This is a genomic window from Xanthomonas bonasiae, assembly GCF_017163705.1.
Classification (GTDB): Bacteria; Pseudomonadota; Gammaproteobacteria; order Xanthomonadales; family Xanthomonadaceae; genus Xanthomonas_A; species Xanthomonas_A bonasiae.
This window is the reverse complement of the sequence record NZ_JAFIWB010000034.1, coordinates 24,292-43,055: the sequence shown is the minus strand read 5'-3', so window position 1 is coordinate 43,055 and position 18,764 is coordinate 24,292. Positions and strand designations below refer to the sequence as shown.

Genomic DNA, 18,764 nt, shown 5'->3' with positions numbered 1-18,764 from the left:
CCCCGACACCCGCCCCCCCATCGGTGTCATGGCCGTAGCGGCGGTCCGGCCCCGTCCTCTCCGGAGCCGACGAACGGCGTTGCCGGCATCCGAAATCGGGACGACGCCGGGCGCCGCACATCGGCCTGTCTAATTTTTCGCCATGTCTCTTGACAGTCTTGTGGCACGTGGCCGCGATGGGCTTATCCACACCCTTATGCAGAAGTCATCCACACCCCTTGTGGACAACCTCGCGCTCGCCGGCGCAGCGGAGGCCATGAAGCAAGTGATTGAAAAACAAAAGAAACCACTTGGCGCCTATTGACAAACACGGAACCACGCCCGGGCCGGCTGCTGTCCCGCAACAAACCCGAGACAAAACTTATCCCGAGGCCTGTCCGCTGCGGGCGCGGTTCCGCGTTCCTGGCTGAATGCGCGTTGCCCTGGAGGTGGTGGTGCGCTGTGCAGGCCGTTGGTGGTCCCCGTCATGAGACGGACATGGGGGCGGATCTGGCTATGCTCCGCCGCTGTTCCCTTCTCCCACCGGGAGAAGGTGCCCCGCAGGGGCGGATGAGGGTTCGCGCGAAGCCTCGTGCGCCCAAACTCCGCGAGTCGCTTCGCGCCGGACCCTCACCCCAACCCCTCTCCCGGGGGGAGAGGGGCTACGGCCGCTCCCTTCTCCCCTCGGGAGAAGGTGCCCCGAAGGGGCGGATGAGGGTACGGGCGAAGCCTCGTGTACCCAAACTCAGCGAGTCGCTTCGCGCCGTACCCTCACCCCAACCCCTCTCCCGACGGGAGAGGGGCTAAGGCTGCTCCCTTCTCCCCTCGGGACCATGGCCCCCTTTTCGGGGGAAGGTGCCCCGAAGGGGCGGATGAGAGTACGGGCGCAGCCTCGTGCGCCCAAGCTCCGCGAGTCGCTTCGCGCCGGACCCTCACCCCAACCCCTCTCCCGACGGGAGAGGGGCTATGCACCTCGGCTCAAGCCAGCACGTCGCCACCGGGCGTGGGCAGCAGCGATTCGGCCAGGCTGCGCTCCATTTGCTTCAGGTAATCGCTGAAGCCGCCGCGCGCGCGCGCCACGCGTCGGGCGCTGGTGACCACCACCGGCTGCGCGCGGCGTGCGATCCGCGCATCCGCGCGCACCATCGCCTCGACCAGGGCCACGTCCTCGTGCGCGGCCAGCGGCAGGAAGCCACCGCAGCGCCGGTACAGGTCGGCGCTGAGCCCCAGGTTGGCGCCATGCACGTGCGGGTGGTCGTCGCGGCGGCATTCGCCGGCGCGGTAGGCGTCGCGCATCGCGCTGTCGTAGTCGTCCCAGTCGCCGACCGTGACGATGCCGCAGAACGCGTCGCTGGCGCAGTCCAGCTGCGCCGACAGCCAGTTCGCCGGCACCACCGAGTCGGCGTCGGTACAGGCCAGCCAGCGCGCGCCGGCGGCCAGCGCGGCCTCGGCGGCGGCCGCGCGCGCGCTGCCGACATTGCCGGACTGCAGCACGATGGCCTGCGCGCCGTGCGCGGCGACGATCCCGGCGGTGCCGTCGCTGCAACGGTCCAGGGCGACGAACACCTGCACCGCCTCGCCGCGCAGGCCGGCGCATTGCGCCGCCGTCGCCACCGAGCGCAGGCAGGCGCCGATCAGCCGTTCCTCGTCGTGTGCCGGAATCAGGACCGCGATCACCGCAGCCGCTCCGCGGCCGCAACCGAATATGGAGTGGCGCTCCAGGCCTCAAGCAGCACGTCGTCGTCCTCGTAATGCAGCAGGCGCGGCAACTGCAGGGTCTGCGCCAGGCAGGCGTGCACGGCGCGTCCGTCCATGCACGCCTGTGCGAACGGATGCAGCCAATGGCAGGCGACCAGCACGCCCTGCTCGGTCAACGAGGCGCGCAGGCGCTGGATGCAGTCCTGCAGCAGCGGCAACGGCAGGTAATAGCCGACCTCGCTGAACACGATCAGGTCGAAACGGCCCGGCGGCCAGCTGCGCGGATGCTCGGCCTGCTGCACGCGCACGTGCGCAAAATCCGCATTGCGCTGTGCGGCCAGGGCCGCCGCACGCTCGGACAGGTCGGTGGCCAACAGCGCCTCGCAGCGCGGCGCCAGCGCCGCGGTCAGTTCGCCATTGGAGCAGCCCAATTCCCAGGCGCGCGCGAAGCGTGCGCGCGGCAGGCTGGCCAGCAACAGCGCGCGCTTGCGCGCCTCGTACCAGCGTTCGCGATAGCCGAACGGGTCGTCGTCGCGGTAGATGTCGCCGAAATACTGCTGCACCGCGCTCATGCGACAAAGACCTCGAAGCGGCGCGCGAAACGTTCCAGCACCTGCGGCGGCAGGATCGGCGCCGGCACCGCCGGTTGCGCGGTGCCCAGCTGCGAGGCGAAGCACCGCAGCGCCTGTTGCTTGGCTTGCCAGTCGGCATCGTCCAGCACGTAGCGGACCGCGCCAGACAGCGCCTGCTGCGGCGCGCCGGCGTCCATCCAGTGCCAGGCCCAGACCGGGAATTCGGCCATGCGCGCATCGCAAGCGGCGACGGCGCGCCGCACCGCGCGCGCGGCGGCTTCGTGGTCGGGATGGCCGTCGTGGCGCCACGTCGTCAGCACCAGATCGCCGGCGTGCAAGTGCGCGTGGATCTGTTCGGCGACCACGAATTCGCGCTGGCCGACCTGGCCGTCGGCGATGCGCAGGTGACAGATCGCATCGGCGTCCAGGCCCAGGCACTGCGCGGCGGCGGCCAGTTCGGCGCGGCGCACGTCGCGCAGGCGCTGCGGCGTCCAGTACGGATCGTCCGGATAGCAGGCTTCGCCATCGGTCACCGCGATCAGGCACACCGGCATGCGCAGCCGCCGCGCACAGGCGACCGCGCCGCCGCAGCCCAGCGCTTCGTCGTCCGGATGCGGCGACACCACCACCAGCCGGCGTGCGCCGGCGAGCAGGTCTTCGATCCGGCGCTGCGGCAAGCCCGCCAGCCACGGCGAGCGCTGCCACGCCGACTCGGGCGTGCCGTCGCCGTGGATCTGCGCCGCGCTCACAGCCGCCATGGCTGCACCTGTTCGGCCAGCGCCTGGCCCAGCGCCGCCCAATCGTGTTCGGCATGGCTCTGGCGCACGAACACCGCCAAGTCGGCGCAGCGCATGGCGTGTTCGCGATCGCTGCACAGCGGCGCCGGGCCCAGCGCGCGGCCGACGCGATCGAGCACGTCGCTGGCCGCCCGCTCCACGAACGAACGCAAGCGGACCACCGCGTGCCGGTGATCGTGCTCGGGCGCCGCGTCGATCTCTGCGGCCAGTTCGCGCAACAGCGCGCGCGCCGCGCCGAGCTGCTGGTCGATCGCGCCCAGGTGCATCGCCGCATGCGCATCGCGCTGCAGCTTGGGATGCGCGCGCAGGCGCTCGGCCACCGCGGCCGCCGCGCCGAACCAGCAAGCGGCGATGCCGGCGCCACCATGCCAGAACCCCGGACGCGTCAGATACTCGCCCGGCGCACCGATCGCGCTGGCCGGCACCGCATCGAACGTCACCGGCCCGCTGACCACGCGCGCCATGCCGACCGCGGCCCAGGCCTGCGTATCGATGGCGATGCCCGGCTGGCGCAGTTGCACCTGCGCCAGTTGCTGGCGGTCCTGGTCGTGCGCGGTGAGCAGCGCGCAATCGACCAGGCCGGCACCGGAGCACCAGGCCTTGCGGCCGTGCACTTCGCCACGCCCGGCATCAATGCGATAGGCCAGACGCGCATCCGGCGCTTCGGCGGCCCACACCGCGAACAGTTGCCCAGGCGCGGGCGGTGCGGCGCCCAGCTCGGCCAGGATCGCCTGCGCGTCGTAATGCGCCTCCAGCACCTTGGCCAGGCACACGTCGGTCGCGGCGATCCCGGCCAGGATCCGCCAGCGGTCCAGGGTGTCGCCGGCGCCGGGCAGCGGCAGCTGCGGATAGCGTTCGAGCACGCGCAAGGCGGCACTGCGCAGATCGCAGGCGTCGCCCAGGGCGGCAGGGGAAAGCAGTTCGGTCAAGGACGTCTCTCTGGAAATTCGGCAATGGCACGGCGATGGCCGCGACGCGGTGCGCGATAGGCGCGGTGAAGGCGTTGCCGCGATCACAACAGGCGCGGCGCCCACGCAGCGTGTGCACGCCGCGCGGCGGCGTGCACATCGATAAAGAGTTCATGCACGGCGCCGCTGGCCTCCGCCGCCGCCGACTCGATGGAGCGCGACGGCGGCGGAGCGACGCGTCGCGTTACGGCGTCAGGATCACCTTGCGGCAGTCCTGTTCCTTCTTGTCGAAGATCGCATAGCCGTCGGCGGCCTGCGCCAGGCCCATCCGATGGGTGATGATCTCGTTCGGCTTGAGCCGGCCTTCGCCGATATGCTCCAGCAGCTCCGGCAGGAAACGCTGCACGTGGGTCTGGCCCATCTTGAAGGTCAGGCCCTTGTCGAAGGCGTCGCCGAACAGGAAGCCATGGATGAAACCGGCGTACACGCCGGGCACGCTGACCGTGCCGCCGCGGCGCGTGGCGGCGATGCACTGGCGCAACGCGGTGCCGCTGCTGCCTTCCAGCTTCAGCGTGGCCATCACCGTTTCCACGGTGCTGCCCTTGGCCTCGAAGCCGACCGCATCGATGCTGGCATCCACGCCGCGGCCGTCGGTCTGGCCGACGATGATGTCGGCCGGATCGTCGATCTCCTCGAAATTGAGCGGAATCACGCCATAGGTCTTCTGCGCGAAATCCAGCCGGTACTGATAGCGATCGACCATGAAGATGCGCTCGGCGCCGAGCATGCGGCAGCAGGCGGCGGTCATCAGCCCGACAGGACCGGCACCGAAGATCGCCACCGTGCTGCCCTGCCCTACCCCTGCATTGAGCGCAGCCTGGTAGCCGGTGGGCAGGATGTCGGACAGGAACAGCACCTGCTCGTCGTGCAGCGCGTCCGGCACCACCAGCGGGCCGACGTTGGCCTTGGGCACGCGCACGTATTCGGCCTGGCCGCCGGCGACGCCGCCGTACAGATGGCTGTAGCCGAACAGCGCCGCCGGCGGGCGGATGCCTTTCTGGTTCAGCGCGGCGCCCTTGCCGGTATTGGTGGTCTCGCAGGCGGCGTATTCGGTCAGGCGGCAGTGGAAGCACTCGCCGCAGGCGATCACGAACGGGATCACCACGCGGTCGCCCTTCTTCACCCGCGTCACCCCGGGGCCCACGTCTTCGACCACGCCCATGAACTCGTGGCCGAGCACGTCGCCGCTGTGCAGGTCGGGAATCTTGCCGCGGTACAGGTGCAGGTCCGAGCCGCAGATCGCGGTGGCGGTGACCCGCAGCACGATGTCGTCGGCATCGACCAGGACCGGATCGGGAACGGTTTCCACGCGCACGTCCTTGGTGCCGTGATAGGTGAGAGCTTGCATCGGATGGTGTCCTCTTGCGACGGCGTGGAGCGCAGTGTTGCCGCAGGCGACGTGCAACCAGGGTGACCATGCCGTGAGGCCAGTGTGGCGGGATCGGCGCAGCGCCATACGCCGCGGCGCTGAGGGCTGCCACCGATTACCGGGCGATCCGCACGATGGCGTGCGCTCACCGAGCGACAACGCGACTCAGTGCGGCAGCAGCCGCGTATCGATCGCGTGTTCGGCGAGCATCGCCGCCAGTGCCTGGCGTGCCTGCACGCGATCGTCCGGGTCCGCCGCATCCAGCAGCTCCTGCGCGAGCGCGCTGAATTGCGGCCAGAACTCGTCCGGATGGCGCAGATGCGCGGTCCATTCGGGCAGCATCGCCGCCATATGCGCCAACGCCGCCTGCGTTTGCGCACGCGTGTTCATGCCGGCGCGCGCGGCTGCCGCCATTGCACGCGATGCGCCTTGCCGTCGTCGGCCAGCGCGATGCGCCCATCGCGCTGGCGCACGCCGTCCACGAACAGGCCGGCGCTGTCGGCAGGATCGGTGGCATCGCCTGCCTGCTCCGCTGCGTGCTGCAGCAGTTCGATGTGGTACGTGCTGCCGCCATGGCGATACTGCAGTTCGCAGCGCTCCCAATCGGCCGGCAGGCATGGCCGCAGCTGCAGGCAGTCGCCTTCGCGCTGCAGGCCGAGCAGCGATTCGACCAGCAGCCGGTACATCCACCCGGCCGAGCCGGTGTACCAGGTCCAGCCGCCGCGGCCCACGTGCGGCGCCACGCCGTAGACGTCGGCGGCGAGCACGTAGGGTTCGACCTTGTAGCGCTCGTTGGCCGCCGCATCCAGGCTGTGCTGGATCGGGTTGATCATCCGCGCCAGTTCCCAGGCGCGTTCGCCGTCGCCGAGCCGGGCGAAGGCCATCGCCGCCCACACCGCCGCATGCGTGTACTGCCCGCCGTTCTCGCGCACGCCCGGCACGTAGCCGCGGATGTAACCGGGATCGTGCTCGATGCGGTCGAACGGCGGCTCCAGCAGCTGGATCAGGCCGGCGTCGCGCTTGACCAGATGCCGGTCCAGCGCGGCCATCGCCTGCCGCGCGCGCGCCGGTTCGGCCGCGCCGGACAGCACCGACCAGCTCTGCGAGATCGAATCGATGCGGCATTCGGCGTTTTGCGCCGAACCCAGCGCAGTGCCGTCGTCGAACCACGCGCGCCGGTACCAGCCGCCATCCCAGGCATGCGCCTCGAGATTGCCGCGCAGCGCATGCGCCGCCGCATCGCACTCGTCGGCGAAGGCCGCATCCTCGCGGCTGCGCGCCAGCGCCGCGAACTGCTGCAGCACGTGGTACAGGAAGAAGCCCAGCCACACGCTCTCGCCCTTGCCGCCCTCGCCCACCCGGTTCATGCCGTCGTTCCAGTCGCCGGTGCCGATCAGCGGCAGGCCGCGCTCGCCGAGCAGGGCCATGCCGCGGCGCAACGCCTGCACGCAGTGCGCATACAGCGGCGCACGCTGGCTCGACGGCGCCGGCAGGTCGTAGTACGACTCCTCGTCGGCGCCGACGGCGCGGCCTTCGATGTAGCGCACTTCTTCGTCGAGCACGCCGCGGTCGCCGGTGACCTGCAGGTAGCGGCACGCCGCCAGCGGCAGCCACAGGTAGTCGTCCGAACAGCGCGTGCGCACGCCGCGGTCCTGCGGCGGATGCCACCAGTGCAGCACGTCGCCCTGCGGGAACTGGTGCGCGGCGCTGGCCATCAGGTGCTCGCGCGCCAGTTCCGGGGTGGCGTGGACCAGCGCCATCATGTCCTGCAGCTGGTCGCGGAAACCGAACGCGCCACCGGACTGGTAATAGCCGCTGCGCGCCAGGTAGCGGCAGGCCAGGGTCTGGTACGGCAGCCAGCCGTTGACCAGCAGGTCCACGCTGGGATCGGGCGTCTTCACCTGCAGCCCGCCGAGCAGCTGGCGCCAATGGATGCGCACCGCATCCAGCGCGTCGTGCGCGGCGTCGCGGCCGCGCATGCGCCGCGCCAGGTCCACCGCGGCATCGCGGTCCTTGCCGGCCCCGAGCCGGAACACGGTCTCGCACTCGGCGCCGGCGGCCAGGGTCAGCGGCACCTGGATCGCCGCGCACGGATCCAGCCCGGCGCCGAGGCGCCCGGACAGGCGTTCGCGGCGCAGCGCCTGCGGGTGGGCCATGTCGCCGTTGCGGCCGAGGAATTCGTTGCGGTCGCCGGTGCAACTGCGCGCGGCCGCATCCACGTCGAAGAACGCGGTGCGCGCGGCGAACTCGGCGTTGTACGGATTGCAGGCCAGCAGTGCGCCGTGCGTGCCGTCCTGCTCGCTGACCACGTGCATCTGCGATTTCATCCGCAGGTCGCCCAGCACCCATTCCACATAGCCGGTCGCCGACAGGCGCCGGCTGCGTCCGGACAGGTTGCGCAGCTTCAGCACCGAGAACTTCACCGCTTCGTGCAGCGCCACGTACACCCACAGCTCGCTGGCGATGCCGTCCTGCACATGCTCGTAGACGCTGTAGCCGAAGCCGTGGCGGGTACGGTAGTCGCCCTCGCCGCGGCGCGGCAGCGCTTGCGGCGACCACACCCGGCCGCTGTCTTCGTCGCGCAGGTAGAACGCTTCGCCGCAGGTGTCGGCGACCGGGTCGTTGTGCCAGGGCGACAGGCGGAACTCGTGCGCGTTCTCGAACCAGGTGTAGCCGGCGGCGCTTTCGCTGAGCACCGTGCCCAGCTGCGCATTGGCCAGCACGTTGGACCACGGTGCCGGCGTCGGCGCGCCCTCGCGCAGCGCCACCAGGTATTCGCGGCCGTCGGCGGCGAAGGCGCCGGTGCCGTTGTCGAACAGCACCTCGCCCTGCGCCGGCGCGAACGGCCACGGATCCTCGTGCGGGTCGCCGCTGGCGGCCGCGAACGGCGCCAGCGCCTGTGCGTGCTCCTGCGCCTCGGCCAGCGCGGCGGCCGGCAACGGCACCAGTTCCGGCATGCCGCGCGGCGGCGGCAGGTGCCGGCCGATCTGCGCGGCGAGCGTGCCGCGCTGGTCGCTGACGATGACCCGCGCCACCACCTGCAGCAGGATGCGGTCCTCCTGCGAGATGTTCTGCACCGGGCGCACGAAGATGCCGCCGGGGCGCTCCAGCACGCTGGCGTCCGGATCGGCCGCGACCATGCCCAGGATCTGTTCCTGCAGCTGTTGCCGGTAGCCGCTCTGGCTCTCGTTCCAGATCACCAGGTCCGCATGCAGGCCCTTGAGCCGCCAGTACGCATGCGCCTGCACCATCTGCCGCACCAGTTCGATGTTGTCGGCATCGCCGATCTGCAGCAGCGCGATCGGCAGGTCGCCGGAGATCGCATGGCCCCACAGCCCGGACTGGCCGCGCCGGTTCTGCAGCAGCAGTTCGCTGTCGGCGCGCAGCGCCGGGTTCACGTACACCATCAGCCCGGCCAGGCGCTCGTACAGCTGCGCGTCGGCCTGCGAGGCGTTGATCTGGCGGCGCACCACCTGGCTGTGGGTCCAGGCCAGGTCGAACACGCGGTCGGCCAGGCGCCGGTCGCGGTACTTGTCGATCAGCGCCATGCACGCGGCGCGGTCGCCACCGACGCCGTAGACCATGTCGATCATCGCGGTCTGCTCCGGCGCCAGCTCGATCCGGCAGCGGATCGCGACCACCGGGTCGAGCACCGAACCGGCGGTGTCGGACAGCGCCGCATCCCGGCTCAGCGCGCGCGGGGTGCGCGCCGTATTGCCGCGGCCGAGGAAGCGCGCGCGGTCGGTCTCGTAGGAAATCGCGCCGATGTGCGCATCGTGTACCGCCACCAGATGGAACATCCACGGCGCCACCTCGTCGTGCGCGCGGGTGCGCCGCGTGCACAGCAGCGCCTGCGTGTCGCGGGCGATCTCGGTCTGCACGAACAGGTTGCTGAAGGCCGGGTGCAGTTCGTCGGCGATGGCCGGCGCCAGCACCACTTCGGCATAGGTGGTGATCTCGATGGTGCGCGGCTGCCGCGAACGGTTGCTGACCCGCAGGCGGCGCAGCTCGATGTCGTCCTCGGCGGAGATCGCCACTTCCAGGTGCGTGTCGAAGCCGCGCTTGCGGCCGCGGAACTCGGCCTTGGCATCGGAGAAGATCGCCTCGTAGTGGTCCACCGCCACGGCGGTGGGCTGGTAGGCGGCCGACCAGTAGTCGCCGCTGTCCACGTCGCGCAGGTAGCAGAAGCTGCCCCAATGGTCGCGGGTGGCGTCCTCGCGCCAGCGGGTGATGGCCATGTCGCGCATGCGGCTGTAGCCGCCGCCGGCGCTGGTCAGCAGGCCGTGGTAGCGGCCGTTGGAGAGCAGTTGCACCGCCGGCCGCGGCGCGCTCGGATCGCGGAACACGCGCAGCTGGGTCTCGTCCTCGCGCGCGTCCTGGGGGCTGCGTGCGGCGCCGTCGGCCTCCTGCGGATGGAACACGCCCACCCGCGGGATCCGTTCCTGCAGCAACAGCAAGGTGGCCTGGAACTCGGCATCGGCGGCGAAACGCTTCTGCATCGGCTGCTCGCGCAGCAGATGGTCCAGCGCCAGCAGGCCCATGCCCTGGTGATGCGCCATGTACGAACGGATCAGCGCATGGTCCTGCCCGGGCGGCACCCGGCTGGGGGTGTAGTCGATCGCCTCGTGCAGGCCGAAACGGCCGCCGAAACCGGACTCGGAAAGCCGCTGCAGGTTGGCGCAGGCCGCTTCCGGGGCCACCATCAGTGCCATCATGCTGGCGTATGGGGCGATCACCAGATCGTCGCCGAGCCCGCGTTTGAGGCCCAGCCCGGGCACGCCGAACGCGCGGTACTGGTAGTTCATCCGCGCATCGACCGCGTTGTAGCCGGATTCGGAGACGCCCCACGGCACCGCGTTCCGCGCGCCGTGCGCGATCTGCGCGTTGACCGCATGCACGGCGGTCTGGTCGAGCAAGGTGTCGGCATAGCTGGGCATCACCAGCTGCGGCATCAGGTATTCGAACATCGAGCCGCTCCACGACAGCAGCGTCGCTTCGCCGTCGACCTCGGTGAGCTGGCGCCCGAGCGCGAACCAGCTTTCCTGCGGCAGCTGGCCCTGGGCGATGGCGACGAAGCTGCACAGCCGCGCCTCCGACGCCAGCAGATCGTAGTAGCCCTGGTCCAGGCGCCGCTCGTCGACGTTGTAGCCGATCGCCAGCAGGCGCCGCGCCGGATCGTAGAGGAAGCCGTATTCCATCAGCGACAGTTGCCCGGCGATATGCGCCAGGCGCTCGAGCTGGTGGATGCGCGCGCGGGCGCGCTCGGCGGCCTCGGCGTTGCAGGTCTGCGCGGCCAGCGCGCGCAGCGACGGCAACGCCGCCTCGGTCACCGGCAGGCACGCGTCGTCGCGATCCGGCGCCGTCGCCCACGGCGCGAATTCGTGCAGTTCCTGCTGCGCCGCGTTGCACGCGTCCAGCAGGACCTGCGGCCAGTGCGGCGCCAACGCGTCGGCGGACTGCTCCGTAGCGGCGGCCGGCGGCGGCCAGCGCTCGGCGATCGCGGCCGCCTGCACGGCCAGCGCAGCCAGTGCGTGCCAGGTCTGCGGCAGCGTCTGCGGCGGGGCCGCGCACAGCGCCTGCAGGCGCTGATCGACGTCGTGCAGCACCGCCTGCGGCACCGCCGCTGCGGCTGGATTGTCGTGCGCAGCCTCGCGCAGCACGCCGAACGTGTCGGCCAGCCCGTCGAAGGTGGCCGTGGCCAGCAGTGGCGCATCGCACAGCGCCAGCAGCCCCTGGCGCAGGGTCAGCAGATGCCCGGCCAGGTTGCCGCTGTCCACCGTCGACAGATAGGCCGGCGGCAGCGGCAACAGGGTCTCGGTGTCGTACCAGTTGTAGAAATGGCCGCGATGACGCGGCAGCGTCTCCATCGTCGCCAGGGTCAGCCGGGTGCGCTCGATCACCCCGCCCGGCTGCAGGTAGCCCAGGTCGTAGGCGGCCAGATTGCCGAGCAGGGCCAGGCCGATATTGGTCGGCGAGGTGCGCCGCGCCACCACCAGTTGCGGATGTTCCTGCACGTTGTCCGGCGGCAGCCAATGGTCCTGCGCGCGCACGTGCACTTCGAAGAACGCCCAGGTGCGGCGCGACAGCCGGCCGAGGAAGGCGCGCTGCGGCGGCGCCAGCTGCGCGCGGCGCGGCGCGGCGGCATGACCCATCCACGCCATCACGGCCGGCGCGACGATCCACAGCGCCACGATCGGCGCGGCGACCCACAGCGCATGCGGCTGCCGCCAGGCCAGCACGGCCAGCAGCGCCAGCGCGCACAGCGCCGCCGGCGCCATCCCGCCCAGCTCCGCCGCATTGCCGCGACCGAGGCTGCGCGCCACGTCGCCGGATGCATGCCATTGCAGCAGGCGGCGCCGGCTGACCAGCATGCGCCACAGCGTGCGCACGATCGCCGACGCCGCGTAGCCGGCCTCGTAGGGCAGGCACGCCAGCGCCACCAGTGCGCGCTGCAGCTGCGTCGCCCAGGCCTTGCCCAGCGTGCCCAGGTGCATGCGCCAGGCCATGTCCACCGGCTTGGCGACGATGTCATGCAGCGCCGGCACCACGATCGGCAGCACGAACAGGCCCAGCAGCCAGGCGGTCCACGCCGCCGGCCGCGGCAGCCACAGCCAACCGGTCGCCAGCAACGCGGTGGCGGCGATCGGCACCAGGCTGCGGCGCAGGTTGTCCAGCAGCTTGCCGCGCGACAGCGCCGAGAGCGGATTGCGCCGGTAACGGCCGGCGGCGTCGGGCACCCACGGCAACAGCCACGGCAACAGCTGCCAGTCGCCGCGGATCCAGCGCGCGCGGCGCTTCACGTCGGCCGCATAGCGCGCCGGGTAGTCCTCGAACAGGCGTACATCGCTGACCAGGCCGGCACGCGCATAGCAGCCTTCCAGCAGGTCGTGGCTGAGGATGCGGTTGTCGGGCAGGCGGCCGTCGAGCGCCTGCTCGAACGCATCCACGTCGTAGATGCCCTTGCCGACGAACGAGCCTTCGCCGAACAGGTCCTGGTACACGTCGGACACGGTGCGCGTATACGGGTCGATGCCCGGTTCGCTGCCGAACAGGCGCGCGTAGCGGGTGATGCGATGGCCGCTCATGCTGCTGCCCACGCTCGGCTGCAGGATGCCGTAGCCGCGGGTCACCCGGCCCAGCGCCGGATCGATGCGCGCGCGGTTCAGCGGATGCGCCAGGGTCGCGACGAACTCGCGCGCCGCGTCGCGCGGCAGCCGCGTGTCCGCGTCCAGGGTGATCACGTAGCGCACCTGCGCCAGCAGCGCGGTCGCGCCGATCGCCGCGCTGAAATCGGCATCGGCCGCGCCGCCGCGCAACAGCCGGTTCAGCGCCGCCAGCTTGCCGCGCTTGCGCTCGTGGCCGATCCAGGCGCGCTCGCCGGCGCTCCACAGGCGCGGGCGGTGCAGCAGGAAGAAGCGGTCGCCGCGTTCCGGCGCATAGCGCTGGTTGAGCCGCGCGATGTGCTGCGCGGCATGGTCGAGCAGCGCCGCGTCGCCGGGCAGCGTCGCCTGCGCGGCGTCCAGGAAATCGGTCAGCAACGCGAAATGCAGCTGCACATCGCGATTGGCCAGGAACCGCACTTCCAGCGCTTCGGCCAGTTCGTCGATCGTGGCCGCGTCGCTGAGCATGCTCGGCACCACCACCAGGGTGCGCGCGCCCGCCGGAATGCCCTTGGAAAAGTCCATCCGCGGCAGCGTGCGCGGCGCCACCAGCAGCGTCGCCGCCCAGTTGACCAACGCCACGCCCAGTTCGCTGAACACCAGCACGCCCAGCAGCGCGGTCGTCGCCCATAGCCATACCGGCACGGTGGCCAGCGCATGCAGCTGGGCCAGCAATGTCCAGCTGCCGAAGGCGGCGATGGCCGCGATCGGCAGCAGGTACGCCGGCAGCGGCAGCGTGCGCCGCGCCACGTGCGGCCGCCGACGTGCGCGCGGCAACGCGGCGATCGCCGCCGGCAGGTCGCGCTGGCCATCGTCGACCAGGTAGTAGCCGACATGGCGCCGGTCGTCCACGGCCGCCGCCTGCGCCAGCTGCAGCACGCACTCGGCCACCGCGTCCTCGCTGGCGCCGCTGCGCCGTGCCAGCAGTTCGACGCTGTGCCGGTAGCTGTCGCGGGTCTGGAAGTCCATCTGCGCGTAGGTGCCGTGCGGATCGCGGCGCAGGTGCGCTTCGACCGCGCTCAGCTCCTCGACGAACTCGCGCCAGTCCAGCGTCGCCAGCAGACGCAGGCTGGCGATGCTGTTGCTGATCGAGACCTGGTCGGCCGCCTGCTGCTGGCTCTCCGCATGCACCATCTGGTCGATGCGCTGGCCGCCGTCGGCCAGCCACTGCTCGACCCAGGTCACCGGCATCGCCAGCACCCCGCCGCGCCCGTGCAGCCCGCGCACCAGTTCGGCCACGAACGCGCCGGACAGCGGCGGCTGCGAGCGCGCCATGTCCGCGACCACCAGCACCACGCTCTTGGGGTCCTGCACGGCGGCGGTATTGAGCCGGTCGGCCCAGTCGCTGGCCAGGCGGTGGTCGATGCCGTCGCGCATCACCCGCGCCGCGACCCGGCGCAGGTTTTCCAGCAGGCCCAGGCGCAGCATGATCGGAATCGCCCACAGCTCGCCCAGCTTCAGCGGCGTCACCGTCTGGTAGGCGGCGATGAAGCGGCTGGCCATGTCGGCATCGATACGGCCGTCGCCGTGGGCGATCGCGTCCATCGACAACGCATAGACGCGCGGCAACCCGGCCGACGCGCCCTGCGCCAACGCCGGCAGCTGGCGGCTGTAGCCGGCGGGCAGATGGCGCCGCGCGATCAGGATCTGTTCTTCGACCAGGTAGAAGTTGTCCAGCAGCCACTCGCCGGCCGGCGTGACGCGGATGTCGTCGCGGACCATCGCCGCGAGCATCGCCAAGGCGTCGCGCAACACGTCCTCGTTCTGTTTCAGCCGCGCCAGCAACACCTCGGGGCTGCGTCCGCCGCGCACCCGGTGACTACGCGCCAGGGCTTCGCCGTGCGCGGCCATCTGTTCGGCGCTGAGCAGTTGCGCGCGCAGCGGCTCCTCGGTCGGCGGCCGCATGCGGCCATGCTGCAGGAACATCGCGCGCACGCCGGAGAGGCCGCGCCGATAAGGAAGCAGCCGTCTACGCAACGCACGCCAGGGGGACGCCATGATGATCCAGAGGGGCCGAAGAGCCCGCTTGGCTTCATGCTTAACAGGCGCCGGCAGCGCCAGGCGTGAATGCGGACAGCGCGGTGCGCGCGATTGCCCGCCGTGCTTGCGTCGCTGCGCGAGGCACAGCCGCGCTGCGGTTGACGCTGCGGTCGGCGCACGGCGCGCCGATGGCGTTCAGGTGCCGATGTCTGCGCCGTCGCCGCGTGGCGCAATGGGCCGCGATTGCGGCGCGATTGCGCAACAGGCGGACGCCGCAAGGCGAGGCGAACACGTCCCGACGATGGCCGATGGCGGCGGCAACGACACGCCGCGCACGCATGCGCGGAAGCGCATCACGCCACAGCGCCGACACCGGCTGCGCTACGCCGGCAGCAGCGCCCGGCTCAGATCCGCGTGGTGGCCAGGAAGCGCTCGCGGTCCTGCTGGGTGCGGCGGCGGATCTCGGCCAGGGCCTGGCTCTCGGTGGCTTCCAGCATCGACTCGAACAGGCGCTGGAAGTGATTGCGCATCGCGTTGCGCGAGGCTGCCGGATCGCGCGTCTTCAGCGCTTCCAGGATCGCGGCATGCTCGTCGGTGCGGGTCGCATCGTCCTGGTGGCAGACGTGCGCATACACCTGGCGCACCCGCGGCAGTTCGTTGCGCATGCGCCAGATCAGGTGGATGCAGTATTCCACCACCGGATTGCCGGACAGGCGCGCGATCGCCAGGTGGAAGCGGCGGTCGTATTCGCCGGCCATTTCCTCGGTGGTGGCCGGATCGGACATCGCCGTCACCAGGGTCTGCAGTTCCTCGATGTCGGCATCGGTCAGGCGCCCGGCGGCCAGCGCCGCGGCTTCGGCCTCGATCACCGTGCGCGCGGCGGTCAGGTCGAAGGCGGTGACGTCGGGCAGCGCGCCCTGCGCATCGATCGGACGCGGCCGCACGTACACGCCCGAGCCGGTCTTGATCGCGATCCAGCCCTGCGCTTCCAGCGCGATCTCCGCCTCGCGGATGGTCACCCGGCTCACCCCGAACCGCTCGGCCAGATCGCGCTCGCCCGGCAGCCGCGAACCGGTCGGGAATTCTCCCGATTCGATCAGCGACAGGATCTTTGCGGCGATGGATTGGTAGAGGCGGCTTTCGGACATTCGCGCTAAGGACCCGTCGGTGAATTCCACAGCGGTGCCGGGACGACGCGCCGGCGCCTGCTGCGGCTCGAAAAACGGCGCGACCCGGGAGCCGCGCCGCTGCGTTCAGAACTTGTATCGTACACCGAAATATGCGCGCCGCCCGTAGCTCACGTACTCACGGAAGTTGCCGTAGACAGGCTGGGATGCGACGCGCGGTTCGTTGGTCAGGTTCATCAGTTCCAGCGACAGCGACAGCTGCTTGGTGACCCGGTAGCGCGCGCGGAAATCCACGCTGGTGTTGTCGTCGTAGTAGCGGTTCTGCTGCGCGGTGTTGCCGGTGAAGTCCTGGTAGTACTTGGAGCGGTACTTGCCGATCGCCTGCATGTCGAAGCGGCCCAGTTCCCAGTACAGGGAGCCGGACAGCACATGCCGCGAGAAGCCGCTGAGCCCGGCCGGGGCCACGATCGCCGGGATCACCGTGCCGGTGACCGCATCCACCTGCTCGCCCAGGCGCGGATCCTGGGTCTCGTAGTCGGTGTCGGCGTAGTTGTAGCTGAGCTTGAAGCCGAGCCCGTCCAGCGGCTTGGGCAGGTAGGAGAAGCGGTGCGCGGCGCTGAGCTCGAAGCCGGTCAGCGTGCTCTTCTTGTCGGTGGTCACCTGGCGCGGCACCGGCACGGTAACGCTCTGTCCATCGACCACGAAGGTCTCGTCGAACAGCGCGGTCTCGGTGCCGCCGTTGAACTGCTTCCAGTACACCGCGCCGGCCAGCATGCTGTCCTCGTTCGGATACCACTCCAGCGACACGTCGCCGTTCCACGACATCAACGGCTTCGCCTCCGGGTTGCCGGTGGCGGTGATGCCGGCCAGCGCCTCTTCCAGGCTGGTGAAGTTCTCGGTGCCGGTGAGGTTGACGTTGCGGCCCGAGCCCAGCGCGGCGATGTCCGGACGCGACATCGCCCGGTAGCCGGCCAGGCGCAGCAGCAGGTTGTCGCGCAGTTCGAAGGAGGCATTGGCGCTGGGCAGCAGCTTGTCGTTGCCGGCCTTGGCGACCAGGGTCTGGTAGCGGCCGGTCGGCTGCAGGCGCAAGGTGCCGGCGCCGTTGTCGATCAGGTCCAGGTCGGCGCGCACGCCTTGCGAACGCACGTCGGTCTTGACCCAGCGCAGGCCCATGTTGCCCGACACCGGCAGCCCGAACAGCGTGCTGCGGAAGTCGGCCATCAGGAACAGCGCCTTGGTCTTCTCCACCACGTCGACGTTGTTCGGATCCATGTAGTCCGGGTCCACGCCGGTGGCGCTGCTGCCGCGGAACGCTTCGTACAGGCAGCGCGGATCGAAGTAGGCCCAGCTGGAGATGGTGTTGCCACTGGCCGCGTCCAGGAAATCGTCCTGCGGGAACGCCGCGCGGCAGGCCTGGTTGGCGGCGACGATCTGCGCGCGCCCGGCGCCGCTGGAGGCGATGTCGGTGGTGATGGTGTTGTCGAAGTAGCGGTAGTCGGCCTGGCTGGCGCGCAGGCCGAAGCTGAGCTTGGTCAGCAGACCGTCCTCGGGCAGGTAGCTGACGTCGAACCGCCCGGCACGGATGCGGTGGTCGTTCTTCTCCTCTTCGGAGGTGACCCGTGCCGCGCCGGTATAGGCGTCCCAGTCGTTGACGTCGAACGCCGGATCGAGCGCGATGCTCGGCACGTCGCCGCGGTTGTCCCAGTCGTAGTTGACGTAGCCGGTGGCGCCGCTGCTGATGCCCGACACCACCGCGTTGTTGACGTCGCGGGCGTTGGCGCGCAGGCGGGTCATGCGCTGGGTGTCCTCGCGCACGGTGTGCGAGTAGGACAGGTCGGTAGCGATCTCCCAGGCCACGCTCGGGCGCAGCACGATGTTGAGGCCGCCGCCGGTGTATTCCTCGTTGCGGTCGTACAGGGTCGAGGTGGAATCGATCGAAGTGTTGCCCGAATAGCTGCGCAGCACGCCGTTGTCGTCGACCTGCCGATCGACGATGCCGCGGCGGGTGTTGGACAGGCTCAGGTCGGAGCGCTTCTCGTGCCAGTTGCGGTCGGTGTGTTCGTAGTCGACGTTGACCTCGAGCACCTCGTTGGGTTTCCACTGCACCGCGGCGAACTCGGACTGGCGGTCGTTGCGCTCCTGCTTGAGCCGGTAGATGCGGCTGCTCGGCACCAGGTAGTACGGCGCGCCGTTGGCGATGGCGTTGGCGCCGACCTCGGCGCAATTGGCGTTGCGCACGTTCTGGGTGCCGTCGCAGGCGTACCAGGTGGAGCCGCTGGTCATGCTCTCCTCCGGATCGGTGCCGTCCAGCGCCTGCAGGCCGATCGACACGCCGAGCTTGCCGCCGTTGGCGAATTCGAACTGGTCGATGTAGCTGGCGGTGCCGCGCCAGCCGATGCCGTCCTTGTCGCGGTACTTGCTGTCGTACTCGGCCCAGCTGCCGCGCCCGTCGAACTGGATCGCGCGCTTGCCGTAGTCCAGCGGCTTGACCGTCTCCAGACCGATGGTGCCGGCGACGCCGCCTTCGATCAGGTCGGCGCGCTGGGTCTTGTAGATGGCCACGGTGTTGATCAGCTCGGCCGGGAACATGTTGAAGTTCACCGAGCGGTCGCCGCTGCCGTTGGTGATCTCGCGGCCGTTGAACTGGGTGCTGCTGAGGAACGCGCCAAGGCCGCGGATGGAGATCTCAGAGGCGCCGGTCTTGTCGCGGGTGGAGGCCGCGCCGGTCAGGGTCTCGATCGCGTCGGCCAGCGACGGCGCCGGCAGGTCGCCGATGTCCTCGGCCGAGAGTACGTCGGAGATCACCGTGTCGTCGCGCTTCTTGTTGATCGAGGACTGGATCGAGCCGCGGATGCCGGTGACCTGGACCTGGTCCAGCGTCGTCGCTCCGCTCGCCGGCGCCGTGGCGGTCGTGGCCGCAGCGGCGGGCGGCTCCTGCGCCCAGGCCGCGCCGCTGGTCAACGAGGCCGCGATGGCGCACGCCAGGACGCTGCGCAACGAACGCGCGCCGGCGCGCTTGGCGGACGGGGCCGCATAGGGGTGCCGCATGGTCTCTCCTCCCGAGTGAACGCCGTAAGGGCTACGACTTGGGAGCGGAGCCTTCACCGGTCCCCG

9 protein-coding genes are annotated in these 18,764 nt (G+C 70.6%); all 9 read right to left on the bottom strand.

Annotation, left to right across the window (positions count from 1 at the left end):
* Positions 1–957: 957 nt before the first annotated feature.
* A complete protein-coding gene (locus JR064_RS20835; RefSeq protein ID WP_179570748.1) occupies positions 958–1,656 on the bottom strand; it encodes a glycosyltransferase family 2 protein in 699 nt (232 codons plus the stop codon).
* Positions 1,653–2,249: a methyltransferase gene (locus JR064_RS20830; protein WP_206231001.1), complete on the bottom strand. Its 597-nt coding sequence runs from the start codon at positions 2,247–2,249 to the stop codon at positions 1,653–1,655. The genes JR064_RS20835 and JR064_RS20830 overlap by 4 nt, the downstream gene beginning before the upstream one ends.
* Complete coding sequence (locus JR064_RS20825) at positions 2,246–3,007, bottom strand: PIG-L deacetylase family protein (protein ID WP_206231000.1); 762 nt, start codon at positions 3,005–3,007, stop codon at positions 2,246–2,248. The genes JR064_RS20830 and JR064_RS20825 overlap by 4 nt, the downstream gene beginning before the upstream one ends.
* Positions 2,995–3,975 carry an acyl-CoA dehydrogenase family protein gene (locus JR064_RS20820; RefSeq protein WP_241093207.1) on the bottom strand — a complete coding sequence of 327 codons (981 nt, stop codon included), beginning with the start codon at positions 3,973–3,975 and terminating at the stop codon, positions 2,995–2,997. Before JR064_RS20820 ends, JR064_RS20825 begins: the two co-directional genes overlap by 13 nt.
* Positions 3,976–4,198: 223 nt before the next feature.
* Positions 4,199–5,362 carry a zinc-dependent alcohol dehydrogenase gene (locus tag JR064_RS20815; RefSeq protein WP_206230999.1) on the bottom strand — a complete coding sequence of 388 codons (1,164 nt, stop codon included), beginning with the start codon at positions 5,360–5,362 and terminating at the stop codon, positions 4,199–4,201.
* Positions 5,363–5,548: 186 nt separating this feature from the next.
* Positions 5,549–5,734, bottom strand: coding sequence for a hypothetical protein (locus tag JR064_RS20810; RefSeq protein WP_241093206.1), 186 nt, complete (start codon positions 5,732–5,734; stop codon positions 5,549–5,551).
* A gap of 35 nt (positions 5,735–5,769) precedes the next feature.
* Positions 5,770–14,541 (bottom strand): glycoside hydrolase family 94 protein, encoded by an 8,772-nt coding sequence (locus JR064_RS20805; RefSeq protein WP_425510321.1) that lies wholly within the window; start codon positions 14,539–14,541, stop codon positions 5,770–5,772.
* Positions 14,542–14,927: 386 nt separating this feature from the next.
* A complete protein-coding gene (locus tag JR064_RS20800) occupies positions 14,928–15,671 on the bottom strand; it encodes a FadR/GntR family transcriptional regulator (RefSeq protein ID WP_179570743.1) in 744 nt (247 codons plus the stop codon).
* A 105-nt stretch (positions 15,672–15,776) separates the two neighbouring features.
* The gene (locus JR064_RS20795; protein ID WP_206230998.1) at positions 15,777–18,698 is read right to left on the bottom strand and encodes a TonB-dependent receptor; all 2,922 of its coding nucleotides are present in this window, start codon (positions 18,696–18,698) and stop codon (positions 15,777–15,779) included.
* Positions 18,699–18,764 lie beyond the last annotated feature (66 nt).